Here is a 23,367-nt window from a genome sequence, read left to right on the forward strand (position 1 = left end):
CACTCATGGCAGTTGCCTCCGGTGCCTATAAAAAAGCCCTCGAGGGTGGCCAGCAACCCAAGCAGGTGCTGGTCAAGATCGACCGGGTCACGAAAAAGTTCGACGAAACGGTAGCCGTGGACGATGTGTCCCTGGAAATCCGCAAGGGCGAGATCTTCGCCCTGCTGGGTGGCTCCGGTTCCGGCAAGTCCACCTTGCTGCGCATGCTGGCCGGCTTCGAACGCCCGACCGAAGGGCGGATCTTCCTCGATGGCGTCGACATCACCGACATGCCGCCCTACGAGCGGCCGATCAACATGATGTTCCAGTCCTACGCGCTGTTCCCGCACATGACCGTGGCGCAGAACATCGCCTTCGGCCTGCAGCAGGACAAGATGCCCAAGGCCGAAATCGACGCCCGCGTGGCCGAGATGCTCAAGCTGGTGCACATGACCCAGTACGCCAAGCGCAAGCCGCACCAGCTGTCCGGCGGCCAGCGCCAGCGCGTGGCCCTGGCCCGCTCGCTGGCCAAGCGCCCCAAGCTGCTGCTGCTCGACGAACCGATGGGCGCACTGGACAAGAAACTGCGTTCGCAGATGCAGCTGGAACTGGTGGAGATCATCGAGCGTGTGGGCGTGACCTGCGTGATGGTGACCCACGACCAGGAAGAGGCCATGACCATGGCCCAGCGCATCGCCATCATGCACCTGGGCTGGATCGCCCAGATCGGTTCGCCGGTGGACATCTACGAGACGCCTACCAGCCGCCTGGTGTGCGAGTTCATCGGCAACGTCAACCTGTTCGAAGGTGAAGTGGTCGACGACGCCGAAGGCCACGCGATCATTGCCAGCCCGGAGCTGGAGCGCAAGATCTATGTCGGCCACGGCATCACCACGTCGGTGGAAGACAAGCACATCACCTATGCCCTGCGCCCGGAAAAGATGCTGGTCACCACCCAGCAACCGACCTGCGAGCACAACTGGTCGCGCGGCAAGGTTCACGACATTGCCTACCTGGGTGGCCATTCGGTGTTCTACGTCGAGTTGCCGAGCGGCAAGGTCGTCCAGTCGTTCGTCGCCAACGCCGAGCGCCAGGGCACCCGCCCGACCTGGGGCGATGAAGTGTACGTGTGGTGGGAAGACGACAGCGGCGTGGTACTGCGGTCATGAAGCTGCGCAAGCTCAAGCGAGCCTTCCAGCGTATTACCCCGGAGGGGCGGCACCTGGTGATCGGCGTGCCGTTCATCTGGCTGTTCCTGTTCTTCATGCTGCCGTTCTTCATCGTGCTGAAGATCAGCTTCGCCGAAGCCGACGTGGCGATCCCGCCGTATACCGAGATCTACAGCTACGTCGAAGACAAGCTGCAGCTGGTGCTCAACCTGGCCAACTATGGCCTGTTGACCGAGGATGAGCTGTATATCTCGGCCTACCTGGGCTCGCTGAAGATGGCCTTCTTCAGCACCCTGTTGTGCCTGCTGATCGGCTACCCGATGGCCTATGCCATTGCCAACGCCAAGAAGGAAACCCAGACGGTCCTGCTGTTGCTGATCATGATGCCGACCTGGACCGCGATCCTGATCCGCGTCTATGCCTGGATGGGTATTCTCAGCAACAACGGCCTGCTCAACGGCTTCCTGCTGTGGACCGGGTTGATCGACCAGCCGCTGCAGATCCTCAACACCAACCTGGCGGTGTACATCGGCGTGGTCTATTCGTACCTGCCGTTCATGATCCTGCCGCTGTTCGCCAACCTGGTGAAGCACGACCCGAGCCTGCTCGAGGCCGCTTCGGACCTGGGTTCGAGCACCTTCAACAGCTTCTGGAAGATCACCGTGCCACTGTCGAAGAACGGCATCATCGCCGGCTGCATGCTGGTGTTCATCCCGGTGGTGGGCGAGTTCGTGATCCCTGAACTGCTTGGCGGCCCGGAAACCCTGATGATCGGCAAGGTGCTGTGGCAAGAGTTCTTCAACAACCGTGACTGGCCGGTGGCCTCTGCGCTGGCGGTGGTGATGCTGGCGATCCTGATCGTGCCGATCCTGCTGTTCAACCGCAGCCAGGCCAAAGAAATGGAGGGCAGGGCATGAAGCGCTTCAGTTTCTCCAAGCTGATGCTGGTGCTCGGCTTGCTGTTCATCTACCTGCCGATGTTGATCCTGGTGATCTACTCGTTCAACGCCTCCAAGCTGGTGACGGTATGGGGTGGCTGGTCGGTGAAGTGGTACGTCGGCCTGCTCGACAACACCCAGTTGATGGGTTCGGTGATGCGTTCGCTGGAAATCGCCTGCTACACGGCGGTGGCAGCCGTGGCGCTGGGTACCTTGGCGGCGTTCGTGCTGACCCGGGTTACCCGCTTCAAGGGCCGCACGCTGTTCGGTGGCCTGGTCACCGCGCCGCTGGTAATGCCCGAGGTGATCACCGGCCTGTCGCTGTTGCTGCTGTTCGTGGCCATGGCGCAGATGATTGGCTGGCCGCAGGAGCGCGGCATCGTCACCATCTGGATCGCCCATACCACGTTCTGTGCCGCGTATGTGGCGGTGGTGGTGTCGGCACGCCTGCGTGAGCTGGACCTTTCGATCGAGGAAGCGGCGATGGACCTGGGTGCCAAGCCGTGGAAGGTGTTCTTCCTGATCACCATCCCGATGATCGCGCCGTCGCTGGCGGCGGGCGGCATGATGTCGTTCGCCCTGTCGCTGGATGATCTGGTACTGGCCAGCTTCGTGTCAGGCCCTGGTTCGACCACCTTGCCGATGGAAGTGTTCTCGGCGGTGCGCCTGGGCGTGAAGCCGGAGATCAACGCCGTGGCAAGCCTGATCCTGCTGTCGGTGTCGCTGGTGACCTTCTTCGTCTGGTACTTCAGCCGCCAGGCCGAAGAGCGCCGTCGCAAGGCGATACAGCAGGCGATCGAAGAGGGCGCTGCAGCGAATGCTTCGCAGCCACAGGTGAAGCGCCCGGCGCAGGTTGCGGCGTCGGCCTGATCTGGCCTCTTCGCGGGTGAACCCGCTCCCACAGGAATATCACTGCCTCGGGCCTGTGTTAATCCCTGTGGGAGCGGGTTTACCCGCGAATGCCTCAACTCTAATTTAAAGCCAGACTGCATCCCAATGTGGATAGTCCCTGACACTTCTGACCAGGCCAGCCCGCAAGGGGTCGGCGACAATGTATCTGGCAACATGCACCATGCTCTCCTCCCGCCGCAGTGCCCGGTCCTGATACCCAGGCTGCCATACCGGATCATGCTCAACCCCCGCCTGATGCAAAACCAGACTGGACCTGGACTTGAACCTGCGCATCAAGGTGCCCAACGTCGTACCTTTCAACTCGATCAGCCAATGCAGATGGTCCGGCATCAGCACCCAGGCCAATGATCGGCAGGCATGTTCCTGGTCTGATTGTCGCAGTTGGTGAATGACCAGCCGGGCATGGTGGAAATCATGGAACAGCGGCTTGCGCTGGTGGGTGACGGTGGTCAGCAGATAGAGCCGGCCAAGTTCTGAATAGCGACCACGGCGAAGCAGGTGAGACTGGGCTCGCGACATTGGCTTCTTCCTTGAAAAGCAGGTGACTTTTCAAAGGTAGTGGCTGAGATGCAGGTGCTGTGTAGATCATGGTTTCTGGATATGGCAGAGACTTGCGGATGGCAGTACCGGCCCATTCGCGGGTAAACCCGCTCCCACAGGTATTGCACAGGTCCTGAAGGCTGCACATAACCCTGTGGGAGCGGGTTCACCCGCGAAGAGGCCCGCAAGGCGTACGACTTTTCATCAACTCAAACCAAAGGCTTCAGTTGAATCGGCTTGGGAATTATCCTACGAGCCGTGTGGAAGCTGCTCTGTTGCTGGGGAAATGCCCCAGGGATAACGTCGTTGAGTCGCCAATCAAGGTGACCGGGTGTGAGAAACCCGCTCGATGTTGAACAGGCTTCCTGTCATGGCGGCCTTGCGTGGGCAGGCCTCGGCCTGGCCGGGTTCAATGTCCTCGGTTTTCTCACCCCGCGTACGGCTGCCACCCCTTATCCGTGAGAAAGATGAGCTGGCGGTTCCATAAACGACATTGGATCCCGACCATGACAACGCACGTTCCAAATCACCCAAAAAACAGCAGCACCGTCGGTAAAGAAACCTGCATGGACCTTTTCCGCGTCCAGGCCAATATCCCCTTCAACCATGCCTTCTCCGGTAGTGCCGCGAGAATTCTCAGTGGCTTTGCCAAAGCACTGATCGATGACATCGAACTGGGACTGAACAAGGCTTCAGTTCAGCTCTGACCTGTACCGGCCCTTTCGCGGGTAAACCCGCTCCCACAGGGTCATGTGCAGCCTTCAGGGTTTGCGCAATACCTGTGGGAGCGGGTTCACCCGCGAAGAGGCCCGCGCAGGCGCCGAAAATGCCAGCTTGATCGCGGTCAGTGCCGTTTATCGAACCCTGAACTACGCTGACAGTCGCATCCCACGAATCATTTGCGCGCAAGCAAGGAGCCTGCATGACGTTGATACGTCCGCTGTTGGTCGTCTGCCTGGGGCTTGTGTCCCTGCTGTCGGGCTGTAGTAAGGAAGAAACCACCGAAACACTGCCACGCGTAGGCGTGCAACAGGTATCACCCACCGATTTCGCTGCCAGGGTCACCCTGACTGGCGATGTGCAGGCGCGGGTGCAGACCGACCTGTCGTTTCGTGTGGGCGGCAAGATCATTTCGCGCAGTGTCGATGTCGGCGACCACGTAAAGGCCAACCAGGTGTTGGCGCGGCTGGACCCGAAAGACCTGCAGAACAATGTCGACTCGGCCAAGGCCGAGGTGTTCGCCGCGCAGGCGCGGGTCACCCAGACCAGCGCTGCCTTCGTACGCCAGCAAAAGCTGTTGCCCAAGGGCTACACCAGCCAGAGCGAATACGATTCCGCCGAAGCCGCGCTGCGTAGCAACCAGAGCGCGCTCAAGGCCGCACAGGCGCAATTGGCCAACGCCAACGAACAACTGAGCTATACCGCGTTGGTCTCCGAGGCCGATGGGGTCATTACCGAGCGCCAGGCCGAGGTCGGCCAGGTGGTTCAAGCGACCATGCCAATCTTCAGCCTGGCCACCGATGGCGACCGTGATGCCGTGTTCAATGTCTACGAATCGCTGCTGGTGGCTCCGCCCAGCGATGCCGGCGTGATCGTCAGCCTGCTGGACGATCCCAAGGTCCAGGCCCGTGGCTTCGTGCGCGAAATCACCCCCACGGTGTCCGCGCAAAGCGGCACGGTACAGGTCAAGGTCGGGCTGAGGGATGTGCCGCCAGGGATGCAACTGGGTGCACCGGTGACGGCCACCACCAATGCCCAGGGCCGACCAAGTATCGAGCTGCCATGGTCGGCACTGACCAAGGCCCTGCATGAGCCCGCCGTCTGGGTGGTGGGCGAGGGTGACAAGGTAGAGCTGCGCAAGGTCGAGGTCAGCCGTTACCTCACCGGCAGGATCGTGGTCGCCAGTGGCCTGAAAGGCGGCGAGACCGTGGTGGTCAATGGCGGGCAGTTGCTGCACCCCGGCATGCAGGTGCTGAAGATCGATGCCAAGGGCAACGGGGGTGAGCTATGAAGCGCCTGCTGCTGATGCTGTCGGCCGGCCTGCTATTGGCCGGCTGCAGTAGCGAGGATGAAGTGCCGGAGCCGATTCGGCCGGTACTGTCGGTCAAGGTCGAACCCCAGGTGCAGTCGCAGCTGGGCCGTTTCGCCGGCAGTATCCAGGCACGTTTCGAAAGCACCTTGGGCTTCCGGGTATCCGGGCGTATCGCCCGGCGCTGGCTGGATGTGGGCGCCCAGGTGAAACCGGGTGACACTCTGGCCACCCTCGACCCGACTGACCAGCAGAACCAGTTGCGCGCTGCCGAAGGCGACCTGGCCAAGGTGCAGGCGCAGTGGATCAACGCCCAGGCCGATGCCCGCCGCCAGCAACAGCTATACGACCGTGGCGTAGGCGCCCAGGCCCAGCTGGATATCGCCCAGACCAACCTGAAGACCACCAGCGCGGCGTTGGAGCAGGCGCGCTCTGCGCTCAGCCAGGCGCGTGACCAGCTCGACTACAGCACCCTGCGCACCGACCACGCCGCGGTAATCACTGCCTGGCAGGCCGAAGCCGGGCAAACCGTCACCGCCGGCCAGGCCGTGGTAACCCTGGCCAGGCCGGATGTGAAGGAAGCGGTGATCGACCTGCCGATCGGCCTGGCCGAGCAGTTGAGCAAAGGCCTGACCTTCACCGTTGCTTCGCAGCTGGACCCGACCATCAACACCACCGCCAGCCTGCGGGAACTGGAACCCCAGGCCGACGCCACCACTCGCACCCGCCGCGCGCGCCTGACCCTGGCCAGCACCCCGGCGGCCTTCCACCTGGGCACCGCCATCAGCGTGACCCTGAGTTCGGAGGTGTCGCCGCGCAGCGAACTGCCCTTGAGTGCCTTGCTCGAGCGCGACGGCAAGACCCAGGTATGGGTGATCGATACGCAGCAGAAGACCGTGGCCACTCGTGACGTGGCCCTGATCGGCCGCACCGCCGACAGCGTCGTCCTGAGTTCGGGCGTACAGCCCGGCGAGCGGGTGGTGACTGCGGGCGTGAACAGCCTCAAGCCCGGCCAGAAGGTCACCTTCGACGAGGATGCGCAATGAAAGGAAGCTTCAACCTGTCCGACTGGGCACTCAAGCATCAATCGTTCGTCTGGTACCTGATGTTCGTTGGCCTGCTGATGGGGATCTTCTCCTACTTCAACCTGGGCCGTGAGGAAGACCCGTCGTTCACCATCAAGACCATGGTCATCCAGACCCGCTGGCCCGGCGCGACCCAGGACGAAACCCTGTACCAGGTCACCGACCGTATCGAGAAGAAGCTCGAGGAACTCGACTCCCTCGACTACACCAAAAGCTACACCCGCCCCGGCGAATCCACGGTCTACGTGTACCTGCGCGATACCACCAAGGCCAAGGACATCCCGGAAATCTGGTATCAGGTGCGCAAGAAGATCCAGGACATTCGCGGTGAATTCCCTGCGGGCATCCAGGGGCCCGGGTTCAACGATGAATTCGGCGATGTGTTCGGTTCGATCTATGCCTTCACCGCCGACGGCCTGACCCTGCGCCAGTTGCGCGACTATGTGGAACAGGCGCGGGCCGAAGTGCGCGATGTGCCCAACATCGGCAAGATCGAGCTGATCGGCACCCAGGACGAAGTGCTTTACCTGAACTTCTCCACCCGCAAGCTGGCAGCCCTGGGCATCGATCAGCGCCAGGTCATGCAGGCCCTGCAATCGCAAAACGCCGTGACCCCTGCCGGTGTGATCGAGGCCGGGCCGGAACGTATCTCGGTGCGTACCTCCGGGCAGTTCACCTCGGAAAAAGACCTGCAAACCGTCAACCTGAAGATCAACGACCGCTTCTTCCGCCTGGCCGACATCGCCGATATCGAGCGCGGTTACGTCGACCCTCCTTCGCCGATGTTCCGCTACAACGGCCAGACGGCGTTGGGCCTGGCCATCGGCATGAAGGCCGGCGGCAATATCCAGGTGTTCGGCGCGGCGCTGAAAAAGCGCATGGACAAGGTGATCGAGGATCTGCCGGTGGGCGTCGGGGTGCACACTGTTTCCGACCAGGCGGTGGTGGTCAAGCAAGCGGTCGGCGGCTTCACCAGTGCGCTGTTCGAGGCGGTGGTGATCGTGCTGGCGGTGAGCTTCGTCAGCCTCGGCGTGCGTGCCGGGCTGGTGGTGGCCTGCTCGATCCCGCTGGTGCTGGCCATGGTGTTCGTGTTCATGGAATACAGCGGCATCACCATGCAGCGGATTTCGCTGGGGGCGCTGATCATCGCCCTGGGCCTGCTGGTGGACGATGCGATGATCACCGTGGAGGTGATGGTCACACGGCTGGAGATGGGCGAGAGCAAGGAGCAGGCGGCGACTTTTGCCTATACCTCCACAGCCTTCCCCATGCTCACCGGCACCCTGGTGACAGTGGCCGGCTTCGTGCCGATCGGCCTCAACGCCAGTTCGGCGGGCGAGTACACCTACACGCTGTTTGCGGTAATTGCCGTGGCGCTGATGGTGTCGTGGGTGGTAGCGGTGTTCTTCGCCCCGGTGCTCGGCGTGCACATTCTCAGCAGCGCCAAGCTCAAGCCCCACGAAGCCGAGCCTGGCCGTGTCGGCCGGGTCTTCGAGCATGGTTTGTTGTGGTGCATGCGCAACCGCTGGCTGACCATCATCGGCACCGTGGTGCTGTTCGCCCTGGCGATATTCTGCGAGCGTTTCGTGCAGAACCAGTTCTTCCCGTCCTCGGACCGCCCGGAAATCCTCGTCGACCTCAACCTGCCGCAAAACGCCTCGATCGAAGAGACGCGCAAGGTGGTCGACCGCTTCGAGGCGCGGATCAAGGACGACCCGGACCTGGTGCACTGGAGTACCTACATCGGCCAAGGCGCGATCCGCTTCTACCTGCCCCTCGACCAGCAGTTGCAGAACCCGTACTACGCGCAGCTGGTCATCGTCAGCAAGGGCTTCGAAGAACGCCAGGCCATGATGGACCGCCTGCAGAAGATCCTGCATGAAGAGTTCGTTGGCGTCGGCACCAACGTGCAATCGCTGGAAATGGGCCCGCCAGTGGGCCGGCCGATCCAGTATCGGGTCAGCGGCGCCAATATCGACCAGGTACGCAAGCACGCCATCGAGCTGGCCACCTTGCTCGACCAGAACGAGCACATCGGCGAGATGATCTACGACTGGAACGAGCCGGGTAAGGTGCTGCGCGTGGAAATCGCCCAGGACAAGGCGCGCCAGCTGGGCCTGTCGTCGGAGGACGTGGCCAATGTGATGAACAGCATCGTCAGCGGCGTGCAGATCACCCAGGTCAACGACAACATCTACCTGGTCGACGTGGTCGCCCGTGCCGAGGACAGCGAGCGTGGCTCGCCCGATACCCTGCAGAACCTGCAGATACTGACGCCCAACGGCACCTCGATCCCGCTGCTTGCGTTCGCCACCGTGCGCTACGAGCTGGAGCAGCCGCTGGTGTGGCGCCGTGACCGCAAGCCGACCATCACCATCAAGGCCTCGGTCAACGGCGACATCCAGCCCACCGACCTGGTGGCCCAGCTGAAGCCGAAGATCGACGAGTTCGCCAGCAAGTTGCCGGTCGGCTTCGAAGTGGCCACCGGCGGTACGGTGGAGGAGAGCGCCAAGGCGCAGGGGCCGATCCGCAAGGTCATCCCGCTGATGCTGTTCCTGATGGCGACGTTCCTGATGATCCAGCTGCACAGCGTGCAGAAGCTGTTCCTGGTGGTCAGCGTGGCGCCGCTGGGGCTGATTGGCGTGATCATTGCGCTGGTGCCCACAGGTACGCCCATGGGCTTCGTGGCGATTCTCGGCATTCTCGCGCTGGCGGGCATCATCATTCGTAACTCGGTGATCCTGGTGACCCAGATCGACGAGTTCGAGGCCCAGGGCTTGTCGCCGTGGGATGCGGTGGTGGAGGCCACCAACCACCGGCGCCGGCCGATTCTGCTGACCGCGGCGGCGGCGAGCCTGGGCATGATCCCGATTGCCCGCGAGGTGTTCTGGGGGCCGATGGCCTACGCCATGATTGGCGGGATCATCGTGGCGACCCTGCTGACGCTGCTGTTCCTGCCGGCCTTGTATGTGGCCTGGTACAAGATCCGCGAGCCACAGAAACACAGCTGAAGCCCTGCACGGATCCTGTGTGAGCGGGTTTACCCGCGAATGCGATGGTGGAACCACCGCCGCATTCGCGGGTGAACCCGCTCCCACAGGGCCTTCCGTCGCCTTCGAAATTGTCTTTTGTTTTTGGTTATATAAACATTCTTAAACAGTATTTTTAAGAATAACCCAGCCTCACTACTATTGCCCTCAAGCCAGGCGCAAATCCCCTTCAAACCTCAGCCCGGCACCCTCACTCCAAGGAGAACGAGCATGAGTGCATCTCTGCGTAGCATCGACGGTCAGGACGAAGCCACCATTCTGCGTGAAATCCAGAGCGCTCTGCGCGACCTGCGATTCGGTGCGGTGGAGATTACCGTGCACAACGCTCAGGTCGTGCAGATCGAGCGCAAGGAGAAGTTCCGCCTGCAGCAGCCCGGCAACAAGACCGGCTGATCGCACCACACATTCAAAACTAGAAAAATGCCAATCGGGAGCTTCACCATGTCCATCCGCCGTTATGCGCTCGCCGCCCTGGCCAGTGCTGTTTTTGCCGGTTCCGCCATCGCCAAGGACTACGAACTGCTGAACGTGTCCTACGACCCGACCCGCGAGCTGTACCAGCAGTACAACGCCGAGTTCATCAAGCACTGGCAGCAGGCCCACCCGGGCGACAAGGTGAAGATCCAGCAATCCCACGGCGGTTCGGGCAAGCAGGCCCGTGCGGTGATCGATGGCCTGCGTGCCGACGTGGTGACCCTGGCCCTGGCCGGCGACATCGATGAAGTCGCCAAGCTTGGCAAGACCCTGCCAGAAAACTGGCAGACCCGCCTGCCGGATGCCAGCACCCCGTACACCTCGACCATCGTGTTCCTGGTGCGCAAGGGCAACCCGAAAGGCATCAAGGACTGGGGCGACCTGATCAAGAAGGACGTGTCGGTCATCACCCCCAACCCGAAAACCTCCGGCGGCGCCCGTTGGAACTTCCTGGCTGCCTGGGCCTATGGCCTGAAGGCCGGCGGTAGCGAAGCTAAGGCCAAGGAGTATGTGCAGGAGTTGTTCAAGCACGTACCGGTGCTGGATACCGGCGCTCGTGGCTCGACCATCACCTTCGTCAATAACGGCCAGGGCGATGTGCTGCTGGCCTGGGAAAACGAAGCCTTCCTGGCACTGAAGGAAGACGGTGGCGCCGACAAGTTCGAGATCGTCGTGCCGTCGCTGTCGATCCTCGCCGAGCCGCCGGTGGCGGTGGTGGACAAGAACGCCGAGAAGAAGGGCAATACCGAGATTGCCAGCGAATACCTCAAGCACCTGTACAGCCCGGCCGGGCAGAAGATCGCCGCCGAGAACTTCTACCGCCCGCGTGACGAGAAGGTCGCAGCCGAGTTCGGCAAGCAGTTCCCAAAACTGGACCTGGTGACCATAGACAAGGACTTTGGTGGCTGGAAGACTGCACAACCTAAATTCTTCAATGATGGCGGTGTGTTCGACCAGATCTATCAGGCACAGTAAGGGCCAAGGAAAAGCGGGGCCGCGCTGCGGCCCATCGCGACACAAGGCCGCTCCTACAGAGGTACGCGCACCCCTGTAGGAGCGGCCTTGCGTCGCGATGGGCTGCAAAGCAGCCCCAGGATTTCAGAAGCTAGCACCAGCCCGGGATCGTTCCCGGGCCAAGTGCGTTCAACCAGGGATATTTATGTCACGCCGCATTTCCCCCGTCATACCCGGCTTCGGGCTGACGCTGGGCTACACCTTGGTGTACCTCAGCCTGATCGTGCTGATACCGCTGGCCGCCATGTTCGTGCATGCCGCACAGCTTACCTGGGAGCAGTTCTGGAACGTCATCAGTGCGCCGCGGGTGATCGCCGCGCTCAAGCTGAGTTTCGGCACCGCCCTGTTCGCCGCCATCATCAATGGAGTGATCGGCACCCTGCTGGCCTGGGTGCTGGTGCGCTACACCTTCCCCGGGCGCAAGATCATCGATGCGATGATCGACCTGCCGTTCGCCCTGCCCACGGCCGTAGCCGGTATCGCCCTGACCGCCCTGTACGCGCCTTCGGGCTGGGTCGGTCAGTTCGCCACCGACCTGGGTTTCAAGATCGCCTACACCCCGCTGGGCATCACCCTGGCGCTGACCTTCGTCACCCTGCCGTTCGTGGTGCGTACGGTGCAGCCGGTACTGGCCGACATTCCGCGTGAAGTGGAGGAGGCCGCCGCCTGCCTGGGCGCCAAGCCGCTGCAGGTGTTCCGCCATGTGCTGGCGCCAGCGCTGCTGCCTGCCTGGCTGACAGGCTTTGCCCTGGCCTTCGCCCGCGGCGTGGGCGAGTATGGTTCGGTGATCTTCATTGCCGGCAACATGCCGATGAAGACCGAAATCCTGCCGCTGCTGATCATGGTCAAGCTCGACCAGTACGACTACACCGGCGCGACCTCCATCGGCGTGCTCATGCTGGTGGTTTCCTTCATCCTGCTGCTGCTGATCAACCTGCTGCAGCGCCGCATCGAAACCCCTTGAAGGAGGCCGGCATGTCCAGTTCATCCCTGAATGCAACCGCCGCCGCCAACGCCGCCCGCCGGGGCAGCGCCACTTCGCGGCGTATTCTGATCGGCCTTGGCTGGCTGGTGTTCGCGCTGTTCCTGCTGCTGCCACTGGTGATCGTGGTATCGCAGGCGCTGAAGAACGGCTTTGGCACCTTCTTCGAAGCGATCTTCGAGCCTGACGCGTTGTCGGCGCTGAAGCTGACCCTGCTCGCCGTGGTCATTTCGGTACCGCTGAACCTGGTGTTCGGCGTCAGCGCCGCCTGGTGCGTGAGCAAGTACACCTTCCGTGGCAAGAGTATCCTGGTCACCCTGATTGACCTGCCGTTCTCGGTATCGCCGGTGATCGCCGGCCTGGTCTACGTGCTGATGTTCGGTGCGCAAGGCCTGTTCGGGCCGTGGCTGCAGGACCACGATATCCAGATCGTGTTCGCCCTGCCGGGCATCGTCCTGGCCACCATCTTCGTCACCGTACCGTTCGTGGCCCGTGAGCTGATCCCGCTGATGCAGGAGCAGGGCACGCAGGAAGAGGAGGCCGCGCGCCTGCTCGGCGCCAATGGCTGGCAGATGTTCTGGCACGTGACCCTGCCGAACATCAAATGGGGCCTGATCTACGGCGTGGTGCTGTGCACTGCGCGGGCGATGGGCGAGTTTGGCGCGGTGTCGGTGGTGTCCGGCCACATTCGCGGCGTGACCAATACCTTGCCGCTGCACGTGGAGATCCTCTACAACGAGTACAACCACGTCGCGGCCTTCAGCGTGGCCAGCCTGCTGCTGATCCTGGCGCTCTTCATCCTGCTGCTCAAGCAGTGGAGCGAGAACCGTATTAACCGCCTGCGCCACAGCGCCGCGGAGGAATGATTCATGTCGATCGAAGTTCGTAACGTCAGCAAGCGCTTCAACAGCTTCCAGGCCCTGGACAACATCAACCTGGACATCAACAGCGGCGAGCTGGTGGCCCTGCTCGGCCCGTCCGGCTGCGGCAAGACCACGTTGCTGCGCATCATCGCCGGCCTGGAAACCCCCGACCAGGGCAATATCGTGTTCCATGGCGAGGACGTGTCCGGCCATGACGTGCGCGACCGCAACGTCGGTTTCGTGTTCCAGCACTACGCGTTGTTCCGCCACATGAGTGTGTTCGACAACGTCGCCTTCGGCCTGCGCATGAAGCCCAAGGGCGAGCGCCCGAGCGAGAGCAAGATTGCCGAGAAGGTGCATGAACTGCTGAACATGGTGCAGCTGGACTGGCTGTCCGACCGCTACCCCGAGCAGTTGTCCGGTGGCCAGCGCCAGCGTATCGCCCTGGCCCGTGCGCTGGCGGTGGAGCCCAAGGTGCTGTTGCTGGACGAGCCTTTCGGTGCGCTGGATGCCAAGGTGCGCAAGGAGCTGCGCCGCTGGCTGGCGCGCCTGCACGAGGATATCAACCTGACGTCGGTGTTCGTCACCCACGACCAGGAAGAAGCCATGGAGGTGGCCGACCGCATCGTGGTGATGAACAAAGGCGTGATCGAGCAGATCGGCTCGCCGGGCGAGGTGTACGAGCACCCGGCCAACGATTTCGTCTACCACTTCCTCGGTGATTCCAACCGCCTGGCCCTGAGCGAAGGGCATCATGTGCTGTTCCGCCCGCACGAAGTGTCGCTGTCGCGGCACGAGACCGAAGGGCACCATGCGGCAGAGGTGCGGGATATCCGGCCGCTGGGCGCGACCACGCGGGTGACCTTGAAGGTGGAAGGGCAGAGCGAGCTGATCGAGGCAGAGGTGGTCAAGGACCATGACAGCCTGACCGGGTTGGCGCGGGGAGAGACATTGTTCTTCCGGCCGAAGGTTTGGCAGAAGGTGGCGGATATCTGAGTCGCCTTTGGTGATGAAAAAGCCCGGGGTTGGTCCTGGGCTTTTTTATGCCTGATGGATTGCCGGGGCTGCTTTGCAGCCCATCGCGACACAAGGCCGCTCCTACAGGGGATCGCGTAATGCCTGGGGCTTGCGCGGTCCGTGTAGGAGCGGCCTTGCGTCGCGATCGAGGGCGCAGCCCTCGCGGCAATCTCATGCCTTACGCGAATATTTCACATGCCGGCAATGCATGATTGAAAACCCGCCCGGCCACAGCCCGCGAATTCCGCGGCTTTGCCACAATCCCTGGAAAACTATATTCAGTAAAGTTCTAACCATAATTTTAAACATTACTTTAAGAGATAAGCCCCTGGCCGCGATGATTCAGCCACACACCTGAATCGAGACCCCAGGAGTTTGATCAATGGGTAATGTCCAGTCGGCCGTCAGGGCCTACGACCAGCCATGGCGCCCGGCACCGGGCGACCTGGTCGACCTTGGACGCACGCTTCGCCTCCCGCTTGGCCAGCTGCGCCTGCAACGCACGCCCGTCAGCGGGCTCAAGCGCCGCGACAAGCTGGTGTTGGGCCTGCTGGTGCTGGCCCTGCATGGCGCAGCAGCGTACTGGGTCAGCCAGGCACCAACGCCCGAGCTGCCGGTGGTGCCACCGCAAGTACCGCCGATGACCATCGAGTTCGCCGCGCCAGCACCGCCTGTGGTCGAGCCACCGCCACCAGCCCCGGCACCGCCGGTGGTCCAGCCGCCACCGCCGCCGGTGGTCGACGAGCTGGCCGCCAAGCCCAAACCCAAGCCAAAGCCCGTGCCCAAGCCGGTGGTCAAGCAACAGCCCAAACCGCAGCCCAAGCCGGTCGAAGCGCCGCCGCCAGCGCCTGTGGCCGCTCCGGCACCGCCAGCGCCACCCGCGCCGGCCCAGGTCACCCCGGCATCGGCCAACGCGGCGTACCTGAAGAACCCGGCGCCGGAGTACCCGCAGATGGCCCAGCGCCGCGGTTGGGAAGGCACCGTGCTGCTGCGCGTCGAGGTGCTGCCCAGCGGCAAGCCCGGGCAGATCCAGATCCAGAAGAGCAGCGGCCGTGATGCCCTCGACGCTGCCGCACTGGCCGCGGTCAAGCGCTGGAGTTTCGTGCCTGCCAAGCAGGGCGACGTGGCCCAGACCGGCTGGGTCAGCGTGCCGATCGATTTCAAGCTTCGCTAACTTTTTCGCAGAACACAGGAAGACATCATCATGAGCCTGCTGGCATCCCCCCTCGAATCCGTTGAAAGCGCAGTCATCTGGCTGCTGGTCGGTTTTTCTGTCGCCACCTGGGCCCTGGCCCTGGTCAAGGTCGTGCAGTTCGTGCGGCTGAAGAACCAGGACAAACGCTTCCACCAGCAATTCTGGGCCGCCTCGAGCCTGGACTCGGCTGCCGAGCCCAGCCACGACCTGCCTGGCCCTGCCGCCCGTGTTGCCCAGGCCGGTTATGCCGCCATCGCCGTCGGTGACAGCCAGGCCAATGACCTGAGCCACGCCATCAACCACCAGGACCGCCTGGAGCGTGCCCTGCGCCAGCAGATCGTGCGTGAGCGCCGTTCGCTGGAAACCGGCCTGGCGGTGGTCGCCAGTATTGGCAGTACCTCGCCCTTCATCGGCCTGTTCGGCACCGTCTGGGGCATCATGGAAGCACTCAAGGGCATCAGCGCGGCCGGTTCCGCCAGCCTGGAAACCGTGGCCGGGCCGATTGGCGCGGCACTGGTGGCCACCGGCGTGGGTATCGCCGTCGCGGTGCCGGCGGTGCTGGTCTACAACTACTTCCTGCGCCGCCTCAAGCTCACCGCGGCCGACCTCGATGACTTCGCCCACGACTTCTACAGCCTGGCGCAGAAGAGTGCCTTCCGCGTGCTGGTGCACCCGGCCGTGCACAGGCCCCAGGCCGGTTTCACCCAACCGGTGAAGGAGGCGTCCTGACATGGCATTTTCGACCCAGGACAGCGACGAAGTCCTCAGTGAAATCAACGTCACGCCGTTGGTGGACGTCATGCTGGTGCTGCTGGTGGTGTTCATCGTCACCGCGCCGCTGCTGACCAATGCCATCCCCATCAACCTGCCCAAGACCGAGGCCGTGGCCCCGGTGGAGCAGAAGGACCCGCTGGTGGTCAGCATCGACGGTGACGGCAAGTTGTTCATCAACAAGGACGAGATCCAGCCCGACCTGCTGGAAACCAGCCTCAAGGCCGCCAAGGACAAGGACGTGGACGTGCGCGTACAGCTGCAGGCCGATGACGGCGTGAACTACGGCGAAGTGGCGCGGGCCATGGCGGCTATCGAACGTGCGGGGATCAGCAAGCTGGCGGTGATTACCGCGCGCTGAACCCGTCAACTTTCTTCAGGCAAGTGCTTAGGGGCCATATCTCTTGGCAGGGGATGGCCCTTTTTTTTGCCGGATTTCATGGCTATCAATGCCCCCTGTGGGAGCGGGTTCACCCGCGAATGCGATGTAGGCATCACCGACGCATTCGCGGGTAAACCCGCTCCCACAAGGATTGCATTTTGGTTATTAATAAATAGCTTCTTATTCCTTTACTGATATAACTCCCTCCCTATACTTGTCTCCAAGCACGCAAACTCACTGGAGGCGTCCCCATGCGCAATGAGTCGATTCGTTACCTGATTGTGCCGGGCTGGCAAGGATCGCCAGACAACCATTGGCAAAGTCACTGGCAGCGCACCCTGCCCAACAGTGCCCGGGTCGAGCAGCACGACTGGCTTACCCCGCAACGTAAGGACTGGGTGCAGGCACTGGAGCAGGCGATTGCCGCCGAGCGCTCGCCGGTGATTCTGATTGCCCATAGCCTGGGCTGCATAACCGTCGCTCATTGGGCCGCGCAAGCCAGCCCGGCCCTGCTGCGGCGGGTACGTGGCGCGCTGCTGGTGGCGCCCGCTGACGTGGAGCGGCCAACCTGCGCGCCGGCTCTGCGCAACTTCGCGCCGATCCCGACCGAAGCACTGCCATTCCCCAGCCAGGTGGTCAGCTCGGACAACGACCCGGCCGTAAGCGTGCCAAGGGCGCTGTACCTGGCCCAGGTCTGGGGCGCCGAAGCAGGGCTGCTGACCAACGCCGGGCACATCAACGTCAAGTCCGGCCATGAGCGCTGGGAACAGGGTTTCGCCTACTTGTATCGCTTGCAGAGCCGGGTCGAGCAGCGCGCACTGCGCCGCGCCTGATCGCCCTTACTGTTTACCGTTTGCCTGACGCCCGGCCATTGAAGGCCTGGGGCGGGAGTTTGTCATGACTTTTCAAAACCCTTTTGGCCAGCCGTTGCTGACCTTCCCTGAGCTGGACAAGAGCCCGTTGAGCATCCGCGCCAAGGCGCTGGTGTTCATCGACCCACGTTCGCAGCAGCTGCGCGAGGAGCTCGAGCACCTGGCGCCACAACCCTTGCCAGTGCTGATCCGTGGCGAAACCGGTACCGGCAAGGAACTGCTGGCTCGGCAGATCCACCGTGCCAGTGACCGCAGCGGGTTGTTCGTGTCGGTCAACTGCGCTGCCATCAGCCCCACCTACGCCGATGCCGAGCTGTTCGGCTACAGTGCCGGCAGCCAGGGCGGCACAGCCAGCAGCCGTGCCGGCTGGTTCGGCTCGGCCAACGGCGGCACGTTGTACCTGGACGAGATCGCCGACTTGCCGCTGGCCATCCAGGGCAAGCTGCTGGCCGCCCTGGAAAACCGCGAGGTTACCCGGGTGGGCGCGCAGCAGCCGCAACCGGTGGACGTGCGCCTTGTGGCCGCTACCAGTATCGACCTAGCGCGGGTGGTGCGCGCGGGGCGCTTCAACGAGCGCCTGTATCAATACCTGCGCGAGGGGGCGCTGGAGCTGCCGCCACTGCGCGAGCGGCCGGGCGATATCCTGCCGTTGGCCGAGTACTTCGTGGGCATCTACAGCGTGCGCCTGCAACGGCCTGTGCCGCTGGTGAGCGAGGCGGCGCAGCAGGTGCTGGAAGCACACCCCTGGCCCGGCAACACCCGTGAACTGGAGAACGTCATCCACTTCGCCTTGCTGGTGAATGACGGCGAAGAGATCCTGGCTGAAGACCTCGACCTGCCAAACCCCGCGCGCTAGACATCGCTCATAAGCAAAGTGGCTGATGGCAGTTTGTTTTTGGAATAAGAAGCTAAATAAAAGATATTGTTACGGAATAAAAAATCTGGGTATTGTCCGCCTCACGCCCGCTGGTGAACCGGTTGGGCACCCGATTCGCCATCGTCGATGGCCCAGAACCAGAACAAGGACCACCATGAAGAAGACCCTGCTGACCACTGCCCTGGCTGCTGCCCTGTCGTTTGCCGGCCTGGCTGCCGCCGCCGAGAAACTGGTGGTTGCCGCCACCCCGGTACCGCACGCCGAAATCCTCGAGCTGATCAAGCCGACCCTGGCCAAGGAAGGTGTGGACCTGCAGATCAAGGTCTTCACCGATTACGTGCAGCCGAACGTGCAGGTTGACCAGAAGCGCCTGGACGCCAACTACTTCCAGACCCTGCCGTACCTGCAGAACTTCAACGAAGGCAAGGGCACCCACCTGGATACCGTGATCGGCGTGCACGTCGAACCCTTCGGTGGTTACTCGAAAAAGGTCAAGAGCCTGAGCGAACTGAAAGAAGGCGCTACCGTTGCCATCCCTAACGAGGGCAGCAACAGCGGCCGAGCCCTGCTGCTGTTGCAGAAGGCTGGCCTGATCACCCTGAAGGACCCGAAGAACGCCCTGGCCACCCCCAAGGACATTGCCGAGAACCCGAAGAAGCTGAAGTTCCGCGAGCTTGAGTCGGCCATGCTGCCGCGTGTGCTGGACCAGGTCGACCTGGACATGATCAACACCAACTACGCCCTGGAAGCCGGCCTGAACCCGGCCAAGGACGCGCTGGTAATCGAAGGCAGCGACTCGCCATACGTGAACTTCCTGGTCGCTCGCCCGGACAACAAGGACAGCGAAGCCATCCAGAAACTGGCCAAGGCCCTGACCAGCCCGGAAGTGAAGGAATTCATCGCCAAGAAATACCAGGGTGCGGTGCTGCCGGCGTTCTGATGCGCTTGCATTACCTTGCATGACCCAACGCCGACACCCTTGTGTCGGCGTTTTTGTTTGTGGGCATAGTTACCTGTGGGAGCGGGTTTACCCGCGAACACGGGCGAAGCCCGTGCCATCCACCGCGTTGTCTGCTTCGCGGGTAAACCCGCTCCCACAAGGACCTGCGTGTGCCGTCAATACATGCATCCAGCGCGGAACTCTCAGTGATATGCATATGCTACAAAGGTATTTATCAAAAAGTTTTTAGATCATTAGAGTCTAGCTATCGTGCCCACGCGCACCCTGCAGACCTGCTTCACCATGACCCTCGACACCGCATTCATCCTCGGCACGCTGCCCGCCTTCCTCAAGGCCGTGGGCGTGACCCTGCAGGTCGGCCTGATCGCCATCGCCACCTCGCTGCTGGTCGCCCTGGTCAACGCCACACTGCTGGTATTACGCACCCCGTACCTGTGGCGCCTGGTAAAAACCTACGTGGAGCTGGCCCGCAACACGCCGCTGCTGATCCAGCTGTTTTTCGTCTACTTCGCCTTGCCCAGCCTGGGCCTGAAGATTTCCGGCTTTGCCGCAGCGATCATCACCATGACCTTCATGGGCGGTGCCTATCTCACCGAGGTGCTGCGTGCCGGCATCGAGGCCGTGCCCCGTGCCCAGCTGGAGTCCGGGCGCTCCATCGGCCTGTCCGAAGGCCAGCTGCTGCGTCATGTGGTGCTGCCCCAGGCCGGCATCCTCAGCCTGCCGGCACTGTTCGCCAACTTCATCTTCCTGCTCAAGGAAACCACCGTGGTGTCGGCGGTGGCCGTGCCGGAAATTCTCTACACCACCAAGAACTACATCGCGCTGTACTACAAGACCTATGAAATGCTCACCGTGCTGACCCTGCTCTGTGTGCTGCTGTTCCTGCCGCTGTCGTTGCTGCTGCGCTATGTCGAAAGGAGGCTGCAACATGGCCAGTTCGGCGTCTGAACTGCTGCTGCAGGCATTGCCGCAGCTGGCTGGCGGCGCGGCGCAGACCCTGGCCATCTCTGCACTGGGCATCCTCTTCGCGACGCTGGGCGGTGTGCTTTATGGCGTGCTGGCAACCTTGGGCAACCGGGCCCTGAACATTGCCTTGCAGGTGTACCTGGAGCTGTTCCGTGCCATCCCCGTGCTGGTCTGGCTGTACCTGGTGTTCTTCGGCCTGCCGATCTTCCTGGCCTTGAGCATCCCCAGCTTCTGGTGCGCGGTGCTGGTGCTGGGCCTGTGGGGCGCCAGCGAGGTGGGCGAGGTGGTGCGTGGCGCGTTGCGCTCGCTGCCGCGCGGCCAGCGCGAGGCGGGGTTGTCGATCGGCCTGGCCGGCTGGCAGCTGTATGGCTACGTGCTGTTGCCACAGGCGCTCAAGCGCATGACCCCGCCGACCATCAATATCTACACGCGGATCATCAAGACCAGCTCGCTGGCGGTGCTGATCGGCGTGGTCGAGGTAATCAAGGCCGGCCAGCAGATCATCGAACGCACCTACGAGTCGGTGCTGATCTACGGCGCCTTGTTCCTGTTCTTCTTCATCGTCTGCTATCCGCTGTCCGCCGCTTCACGCGTGCTGGAACGCCGCTGGGCCCACTCATGAGCGCATTGATCGAATTCCAGGGTTTCAACAAGTTCTTTGGCGAGCACCAGGTGCTCAAGGACGTCGACCTCCAGGTGGCGGCCGGCGAGGTGGTAGTCATCCTCGGCCCCAGCGGTTGTGGCAAAAGCACGCTGCTGCGCTGCCTCAACGGCCTGGAGCAGGCCCACGGCGGCCACCTGCGCCTGGCCGGGCAGGAGCTGCTCGACCCGCGCACCGATTGGCGCGAGATCCGCCAGCGGGTCGGCATGGTGTTCCAGAGCTATCACCTGTTCGGCCACATGAGCGTGATCGACAACCTGCTGCTTGGCCCGCTCAAGGTACAAAGGCGCGAGCGCGCCGAAGCCCAGGCCCAGGCCGAGGCGCTGCTGGCGCGGGTCGGCCTGCTGGACAAGCGCGACGCCTTTCCCCGGCAGTTGTCCGGGGGCCAGCAACAGCGCATCGCCATCGTGCGTTCGCTGTGCATGAACCCCGAGGTGATGCTGTTCGACGAGGTTACCGCAGCCCTCGACCCGGAAATGGTCAAGGAGGTGCTGCAGGTGATCCAGGGCCTGGCCCGCGACGGCATGACCTTGCTCATCGTTACCCACGAAATGGCCTTCGCTCGCGCGGTGGCCGACCGCATCGTGTTCATGGAGGCCGGCAGGATCCTTGAACAGGGCGACCCCGAGAGCTTCTTCACACGACCGCGGACCGCACGCGCGCAGCAGTTCCTGGAGAAATTCTCCTTCGTAGAAAGCCTGCCGAAGACACTGCACAAGGAACTGTCATGAAAACTGCCAACTTCACCAAACTGCTGGCGCCGTTGTTCGGCCTGGCCTTGCTGGCCGGCTGCAACAAGGCTGAAGAACCACCCAAGCCCGCGGCGGCCTCGCCGGCCACCAGCTACCTGGAAACCATCAAGGCCCGCGACAAGCTGATTGTCGGGGTGTTCACCGACAAGCCACCGTTCGGTTTCGTCGATGAGCAGGGCCGCTACGTGGGCTTTGACACCGATATCGGCCGGCGCCTGGCCAAGGACCTGCTGGGTGATGAAAACAAGGTCGAGTTCGTTGCCGTGGAGCCGGCCAGCCGTATCCCGTTCCTGCAGAGCGACAAGGTCGACCTGATCCTCGCCAACATGACCGTGACCCCGGAGCGCAAGGAAGCGGTGGACTTCACCAACCCCAACCTGCGCGTTGCCGTGCAGGCCATCGTCGCGGATGGCAGCCCGGTGCAGAAGCTCGACGACCTGGCCGACAAGACCATCATCGTCACCACCGGCACTACCGCTGATATCTGGCTGACCAAGAACCACCCGGACTGGAAACTGCTCAAGTTCGAGAAGAACAGCGAGTCGCTGCAGGCGCTGGCCACCGGGCGTGGCGATGCCTATGCGCAGGACAACCTGATTCTGTTCAGCTGGGCCAAGCAGAACCCGGGGTACCGCGTGCTGCCTGAGCTGCTGGGTGACGAGGCACCGATTGCACCGGCGGTTAAGAAGGGCAACACCGAGCTGCGTGACTGGGTGAATGCCGAGCTGGCCAAGCTGGGGGAGGAGAAGTTTCTGCTGAAGCTGTATGACCAGTATGTGCGCAAGGAACTGAGCGATGACACCAAGCCGGAAAGCGTGATTGTGGAAGGGGGCAAGTGGCAGGGTTAGTCGGGTAAATGAGGCCGTTGTGGGAGCGGGTTCACCCGCGAACACCGGCGAAGCCGGTGCCATACACCGCGTTGCCTGCTTCGCGGGTGAACCCGCTCCCACAAGGGCTGCAAAGCAGCCCCGGCAATCTCACTGGTTACGCGGCAGCCAATTCAACAGGAACTCATTTACTACCCGCGGATTCTCCAGGCTGGAGATATGCCCCGCAAACGGAATCTGCGCTGCCAGGCAGCCAATGATCCGCGCCATTTCATTGGACTCTTCCGGCGGCCGCGGAATGTCCTGGTCGCCGCAGACAACGATGGTCCGCTCACTGGCCAGTTCTCCCAGCCGCGACAACAGGTCTGGCCGGCCAAAGATCACCCGCCCCATCGGATCGAAACTGTGCCGAATCACCTCGGCGCTGCTCGCCTTCAATGCTGCGCGGAAGCCTTCGCGCACTTCCGGCACAGTCTGCCCGCCTGCATGGAAGAAGATCGGCACGACGATATCCAACAATGGCTCCGGGAACAGCCCCGCAGCACTGGCGGCGTCGAGCAGGCCGAAGTACTTGAGCCGGGTCGCCTCCGGCTCGGCGCCGAGGTAAGTGTCCATCAGCACCAGGCGGTCTACCCGCTCGGGGTGTTCCAGGGCCAGTTGCGCGCCCCACATGCCGCCGACCGACAGGCCGACCAAATGGCATTTGCCAATGTCCAGAGCGTCCAGCAGTGCCAGATGCTGGCGGGCCAGGGCGCCCATGTCGATGGTCGTGGCAGGCGGAGCATCGGAGCCGCCGTGGCCCCACAGCTCGGGGACGATGACGCGGAAGTGTGCTGACAAGGCTTCGATTTGTGGCTGCCACATCTCGGCGGACCACAGGTAGCTGTGGCCGAGCAGGACCGGGAAACCCTGGCCCTGATCGATGTAGCTCATGCGGGCGCCGTCGATTTCGATGAAGTGTCTTTGCATGCAGTGGGTCTCGGCTGGAAGTGTTGTAGGGAATTCGAAATTGTCGGGGGCCGCTTTGCGGCCCATCGCGACACAAGGCCGCT

General features: G+C 62.7%; 24 protein-coding genes. 22 read left to right on the top strand and 2 right to left on the bottom strand.

The window, feature by feature from the left end:
- The first annotated feature begins 5 nt into the window (after nucleotides 1-5).
- From potA to CAG00_RS11645, 3 genes are read left to right on the top strand one after another with little or no spacing between them, the layout of a single operon-like run.
- Nucleotides 6-1,148, top strand: coding sequence for a polyamine ABC transporter ATP-binding protein (gene potA / locus CAG00_RS11635; RefSeq protein WP_013974704.1), 1,143 nt, complete (start codon nucleotides 6-8; stop codon nucleotides 1,146-1,148).
- Nucleotides 1,145-2,065: an ABC transporter permease subunit gene (locus CAG00_RS11640; protein WP_013974703.1), complete on the top strand. Its 921-nt coding sequence runs from the start codon at nucleotides 1,145-1,147 to the stop codon at nucleotides 2,063-2,065. Before potA ends, CAG00_RS11640 begins: the two co-directional genes overlap by 4 nt.
- Nucleotides 2,062-2,955 carry an ABC transporter permease subunit gene (locus CAG00_RS11645; protein ID WP_003258560.1) on the top strand — a complete coding sequence of 298 codons (894 nt, stop codon included), beginning with the start codon at nucleotides 2,062-2,064 and terminating at the stop codon, nucleotides 2,953-2,955. Before CAG00_RS11640 ends, CAG00_RS11645 begins: the two co-directional genes overlap by 4 nt.
- Before the next feature lie 105 nt (nucleotides 2,956-3,060).
- On the opposite strand, the gene CAG00_RS11650 is transcribed toward CAG00_RS11645, so the two are convergent.
- Nucleotides 3,061-3,516, bottom strand: a complete 456-nt coding sequence (locus CAG00_RS11650) for a transposase (protein ID WP_085664314.1) — start codon at nucleotides 3,514-3,516, stop codon at nucleotides 3,061-3,063.
- Between the two features lie 527 nt (nucleotides 3,517-4,043).
- On the opposite strand from CAG00_RS11650, the gene CAG00_RS27905 reads away from it, so the two are divergent.
- The 19 genes from CAG00_RS27905 (at nucleotide 4,044) to CAG00_RS11740 (ending at nucleotide 22,336) form a co-directional block, all read left to right on the top strand.
- Nucleotides 4,044-4,244 carry a hypothetical protein gene (locus tag CAG00_RS27905; protein ID WP_139832762.1) on the top strand — a complete coding sequence of 67 codons (201 nt, stop codon included), beginning with the start codon at nucleotides 4,044-4,046 and terminating at the stop codon, nucleotides 4,242-4,244.
- Between the two features lie 215 nt (nucleotides 4,245-4,459).
- Nucleotides 4,460-5,548, top strand: coding sequence for an efflux RND transporter periplasmic adaptor subunit (locus tag CAG00_RS11655; protein ID WP_075046698.1), 1,089 nt, complete (start codon nucleotides 4,460-4,462; stop codon nucleotides 5,546-5,548).
- Nucleotides 5,545-6,612 (top strand): efflux RND transporter periplasmic adaptor subunit, encoded by a 1,068-nt coding sequence (locus CAG00_RS11660; RefSeq protein WP_085664315.1) that lies wholly within the window; start codon nucleotides 5,545-5,547, stop codon nucleotides 6,610-6,612. Before CAG00_RS11655 ends, CAG00_RS11660 begins: the two co-directional genes overlap by 4 nt.
- Nucleotides 6,609-9,662 carry an efflux RND transporter permease subunit gene (locus CAG00_RS11665; RefSeq protein ID WP_085664316.1) on the top strand — a complete coding sequence of 1,018 codons (3,054 nt, stop codon included), beginning with the start codon at nucleotides 6,609-6,611 and terminating at the stop codon, nucleotides 9,660-9,662. Before CAG00_RS11660 ends, CAG00_RS11665 begins: the two co-directional genes overlap by 4 nt.
- Before the next feature lie 249 nt (nucleotides 9,663-9,911).
- Complete coding sequence (oscA, locus tag CAG00_RS11670) at nucleotides 9,912-10,094, top strand: sulfur starvation response protein OscA (RefSeq protein ID WP_003258557.1); 183 nt, start codon at nucleotides 9,912-9,914, stop codon at nucleotides 10,092-10,094.
- A 48-nt stretch (nucleotides 10,095-10,142) separates the two neighbouring features.
- Entirely contained in the window at nucleotides 10,143-11,150 is a 1,008-nt protein-coding gene (locus CAG00_RS11675; protein WP_085664317.1) for a sulfate ABC transporter substrate-binding protein, read from the top strand.
- Nucleotides 11,151-11,334: 184 nt separating this feature from the next.
- Nucleotides 11,335-12,153, top strand: a complete 819-nt coding sequence (cysT, locus tag CAG00_RS11680; protein WP_025341028.1) for a sulfate ABC transporter permease subunit CysT — start codon at nucleotides 11,335-11,337, stop codon at nucleotides 12,151-12,153.
- Nucleotides 12,154-12,164: 11 nt separating this feature from the next.
- Nucleotides 12,165-13,037 (top strand): sulfate ABC transporter permease subunit CysW, encoded by an 873-nt coding sequence (gene cysW, locus CAG00_RS11685; protein WP_025341027.1) that lies wholly within the window; start codon nucleotides 12,165-12,167, stop codon nucleotides 13,035-13,037.
- 3 nt (nucleotides 13,038-13,040) lie between these two features.
- Nucleotides 13,041-14,030, top strand: coding sequence for a sulfate/molybdate ABC transporter ATP-binding protein (locus CAG00_RS11690; RefSeq protein WP_013974693.1), 990 nt, complete (start codon nucleotides 13,041-13,043; stop codon nucleotides 14,028-14,030).
- Nucleotides 14,031-14,433: 403 nt separating this feature from the next.
- Nucleotides 14,434-15,225: an energy transducer TonB gene (locus tag CAG00_RS11695; protein WP_085664318.1), complete on the top strand. Its 792-nt coding sequence runs from the start codon at nucleotides 14,434-14,436 to the stop codon at nucleotides 15,223-15,225.
- A gap of 30 nt (nucleotides 15,226-15,255) precedes the next feature.
- Nucleotides 15,256-15,975, top strand: coding sequence for a MotA/TolQ/ExbB proton channel family protein (locus CAG00_RS11700; protein WP_085615853.1), 720 nt, complete (start codon nucleotides 15,256-15,258; stop codon nucleotides 15,973-15,975).
- Between the two features lies 1 nt (nucleotide 15,976).
- Entirely contained in the window at nucleotides 15,977-16,378 is a 402-nt protein-coding gene (locus CAG00_RS11705) for a biopolymer transporter ExbD (protein WP_025341024.1), read from the top strand.
- Between the two features lie 272 nt (nucleotides 16,379-16,650).
- On the top strand, nucleotides 16,651-17,232 hold the full coding sequence (locus CAG00_RS11710; protein WP_025341023.1) for an alpha/beta hydrolase: 582 nt from the start codon (nucleotides 16,651-16,653) through the stop codon (nucleotides 17,230-17,232).
- Nucleotides 17,233-17,296: 64 nt separating this feature from the next.
- On the top strand, nucleotides 17,297-18,127 hold the full coding sequence (locus CAG00_RS11715; protein WP_025341022.1) for a sigma 54-interacting transcriptional regulator: 831 nt from the start codon (nucleotides 17,297-17,299) through the stop codon (nucleotides 18,125-18,127).
- A 175-nt stretch (nucleotides 18,128-18,302) separates the two neighbouring features.
- On the top strand, nucleotides 18,303-19,088 hold the full coding sequence (locus CAG00_RS11720) for a MetQ/NlpA family ABC transporter substrate-binding protein (protein WP_025341021.1): 786 nt from the start codon (nucleotides 18,303-18,305) through the stop codon (nucleotides 19,086-19,088).
- A 303-nt stretch (nucleotides 19,089-19,391) separates the two neighbouring features.
- Nucleotides 19,392-20,057 carry an amino acid ABC transporter permease gene (locus CAG00_RS11725; protein ID WP_085664351.1) on the top strand — a complete coding sequence of 222 codons (666 nt, stop codon included), beginning with the start codon at nucleotides 19,392-19,394 and terminating at the stop codon, nucleotides 20,055-20,057.
- A complete protein-coding gene (locus CAG00_RS11730) occupies nucleotides 20,038-20,697 on the top strand; it encodes an amino acid ABC transporter permease (protein ID WP_025341019.1) in 660 nt (219 codons plus the stop codon). Before CAG00_RS11725 ends, CAG00_RS11730 begins: the two co-directional genes overlap by 20 nt.
- A complete protein-coding gene (locus tag CAG00_RS11735) occupies nucleotides 20,694-21,467 on the top strand; it encodes an amino acid ABC transporter ATP-binding protein (RefSeq protein ID WP_054573408.1) in 774 nt (257 codons plus the stop codon). The genes CAG00_RS11730 and CAG00_RS11735 overlap by 4 nt, the downstream gene beginning before the upstream one ends.
- On the top strand, nucleotides 21,464-22,336 hold the full coding sequence (locus tag CAG00_RS11740) for a transporter substrate-binding domain-containing protein (RefSeq protein ID WP_085664319.1): 873 nt from the start codon (nucleotides 21,464-21,466) through the stop codon (nucleotides 22,334-22,336). The genes CAG00_RS11735 and CAG00_RS11740 overlap by 4 nt, the downstream gene beginning before the upstream one ends.
- A 129-nt stretch (nucleotides 22,337-22,465) precedes the next feature.
- On the opposite strand, the gene CAG00_RS11750 is transcribed toward CAG00_RS11740, so the two are convergent.
- The gene (locus CAG00_RS11750; protein ID WP_085664352.1) at nucleotides 22,466-23,284 is read right to left on the bottom strand and encodes an alpha/beta fold hydrolase; all 819 of its coding nucleotides are present in this window, start codon (nucleotides 23,282-23,284) and stop codon (nucleotides 22,466-22,468) included.
- Nucleotides 23,285-23,367: the final 83 nt, after the last annotated feature.

Source organism: Pseudomonas sp. B5(2017) (genome assembly GCF_002112825.1).
Classification (GTDB): Bacteria; Pseudomonadota; Gammaproteobacteria; order Pseudomonadales; family Pseudomonadaceae; genus Aquipseudomonas; species Aquipseudomonas putida_Z.

What these genes read in the sequence shown, in the direction of transcription:
- CAG00_RS11650 (WP_085664314.1), bottom strand. Translation starts at nt 3,516, where the DNA reads ATGTCGCGAGCCCAGTCTCACCTGCTTCGCCGTGGTCGCTATTCAGAA.
- CAG00_RS11655 (WP_075046698.1), top strand. Translation starts at nt 4,460, where the DNA reads ATGACGTTGATACGTCCGCTGTTGGTCGTCTGCCTGGGGCTTGTGTCC.
- CAG00_RS11695 (WP_085664318.1), top strand. Translation starts at nt 14,434, where the DNA reads ATGGGTAATGTCCAGTCGGCCGTCAGGGCCTACGACCAGCCATGGCGC.
- CAG00_RS11710 (WP_025341023.1), top strand. Translation starts at nt 16,651, where the DNA reads ATGCGCAATGAGTCGATTCGTTACCTGATTGTGCCGGGCTGGCAAGGA.
- CAG00_RS11675 (WP_085664317.1), top strand. Translation starts at nt 10,143, where the DNA reads ATGTCCATCCGCCGTTATGCGCTCGCCGCCCTGGCCAGTGCTGTTTTT.
- potA (WP_013974704.1), top strand. Translation starts at nt 6, where the DNA reads ATGGCAGTTGCCTCCGGTGCCTATAAAAAAGCCCTCGAGGGTGGCCAG.
- CAG00_RS11665 (WP_085664316.1), top strand. Translation starts at nt 6,609, where the DNA reads ATGAAAGGAAGCTTCAACCTGTCCGACTGGGCACTCAAGCATCAATCG.
- CAG00_RS11645 (WP_003258560.1), top strand. Translation starts at nt 2,062, where the DNA reads ATGAAGCGCTTCAGTTTCTCCAAGCTGATGCTGGTGCTCGGCTTGCTG.
- cysW (WP_025341027.1), top strand. Translation starts at nt 12,165, where the DNA reads ATGTCCAGTTCATCCCTGAATGCAACCGCCGCCGCCAACGCCGCCCGC.
- oscA (WP_003258557.1), top strand. Translation starts at nt 9,912, where the DNA reads ATGAGTGCATCTCTGCGTAGCATCGACGGTCAGGACGAAGCCACCATT.
- CAG00_RS11730 (WP_025341019.1), top strand. Translation starts at nt 20,038, where the DNA reads ATGGCCAGTTCGGCGTCTGAACTGCTGCTGCAGGCATTGCCGCAGCTG.
- CAG00_RS11725 (WP_085664351.1), top strand. Translation starts at nt 19,392, where the DNA reads ATGACCCTCGACACCGCATTCATCCTCGGCACGCTGCCCGCCTTCCTC.
- CAG00_RS27905 (WP_139832762.1), top strand. Translation starts at nt 4,044, where the DNA reads ATGACAACGCACGTTCCAAATCACCCAAAAAACAGCAGCACCGTCGGT.
- CAG00_RS11720 (WP_025341021.1), top strand. Translation starts at nt 18,303, where the DNA reads ATGAAGAAGACCCTGCTGACCACTGCCCTGGCTGCTGCCCTGTCGTTT.
- CAG00_RS11705 (WP_025341024.1), top strand. Translation starts at nt 15,977, where the DNA reads ATGGCATTTTCGACCCAGGACAGCGACGAAGTCCTCAGTGAAATCAAC.
- CAG00_RS11660 (WP_085664315.1), top strand. Translation starts at nt 5,545, where the DNA reads ATGAAGCGCCTGCTGCTGATGCTGTCGGCCGGCCTGCTATTGGCCGGC.
- CAG00_RS11715 (WP_025341022.1), top strand. Translation starts at nt 17,297, where the DNA reads ATGACTTTTCAAAACCCTTTTGGCCAGCCGTTGCTGACCTTCCCTGAG.
- CAG00_RS11700 (WP_085615853.1), top strand. Translation starts at nt 15,256, where the DNA reads ATGAGCCTGCTGGCATCCCCCCTCGAATCCGTTGAAAGCGCAGTCATC.
- CAG00_RS11640 (WP_013974703.1), top strand. Translation starts at nt 1,145, where the DNA reads ATGAAGCTGCGCAAGCTCAAGCGAGCCTTCCAGCGTATTACCCCGGAG.
- CAG00_RS11690 (WP_013974693.1), top strand. Translation starts at nt 13,041, where the DNA reads ATGTCGATCGAAGTTCGTAACGTCAGCAAGCGCTTCAACAGCTTCCAG.
- CAG00_RS11750 (WP_085664352.1), bottom strand. Translation starts at nt 23,284, where the DNA reads ATGCAAAGACACTTCATCGAAATCGACGGCGCCCGCATGAGCTACATC.
- CAG00_RS11735 (WP_054573408.1), top strand. Translation starts at nt 20,694, where the DNA reads ATGAGCGCATTGATCGAATTCCAGGGTTTCAACAAGTTCTTTGGCGAG.
- CAG00_RS11740 (WP_085664319.1), top strand. Translation starts at nt 21,464, where the DNA reads ATGAAAACTGCCAACTTCACCAAACTGCTGGCGCCGTTGTTCGGCCTG.
- cysT (WP_025341028.1), top strand. Translation starts at nt 11,335, where the DNA reads ATGTCACGCCGCATTTCCCCCGTCATACCCGGCTTCGGGCTGACGCTG.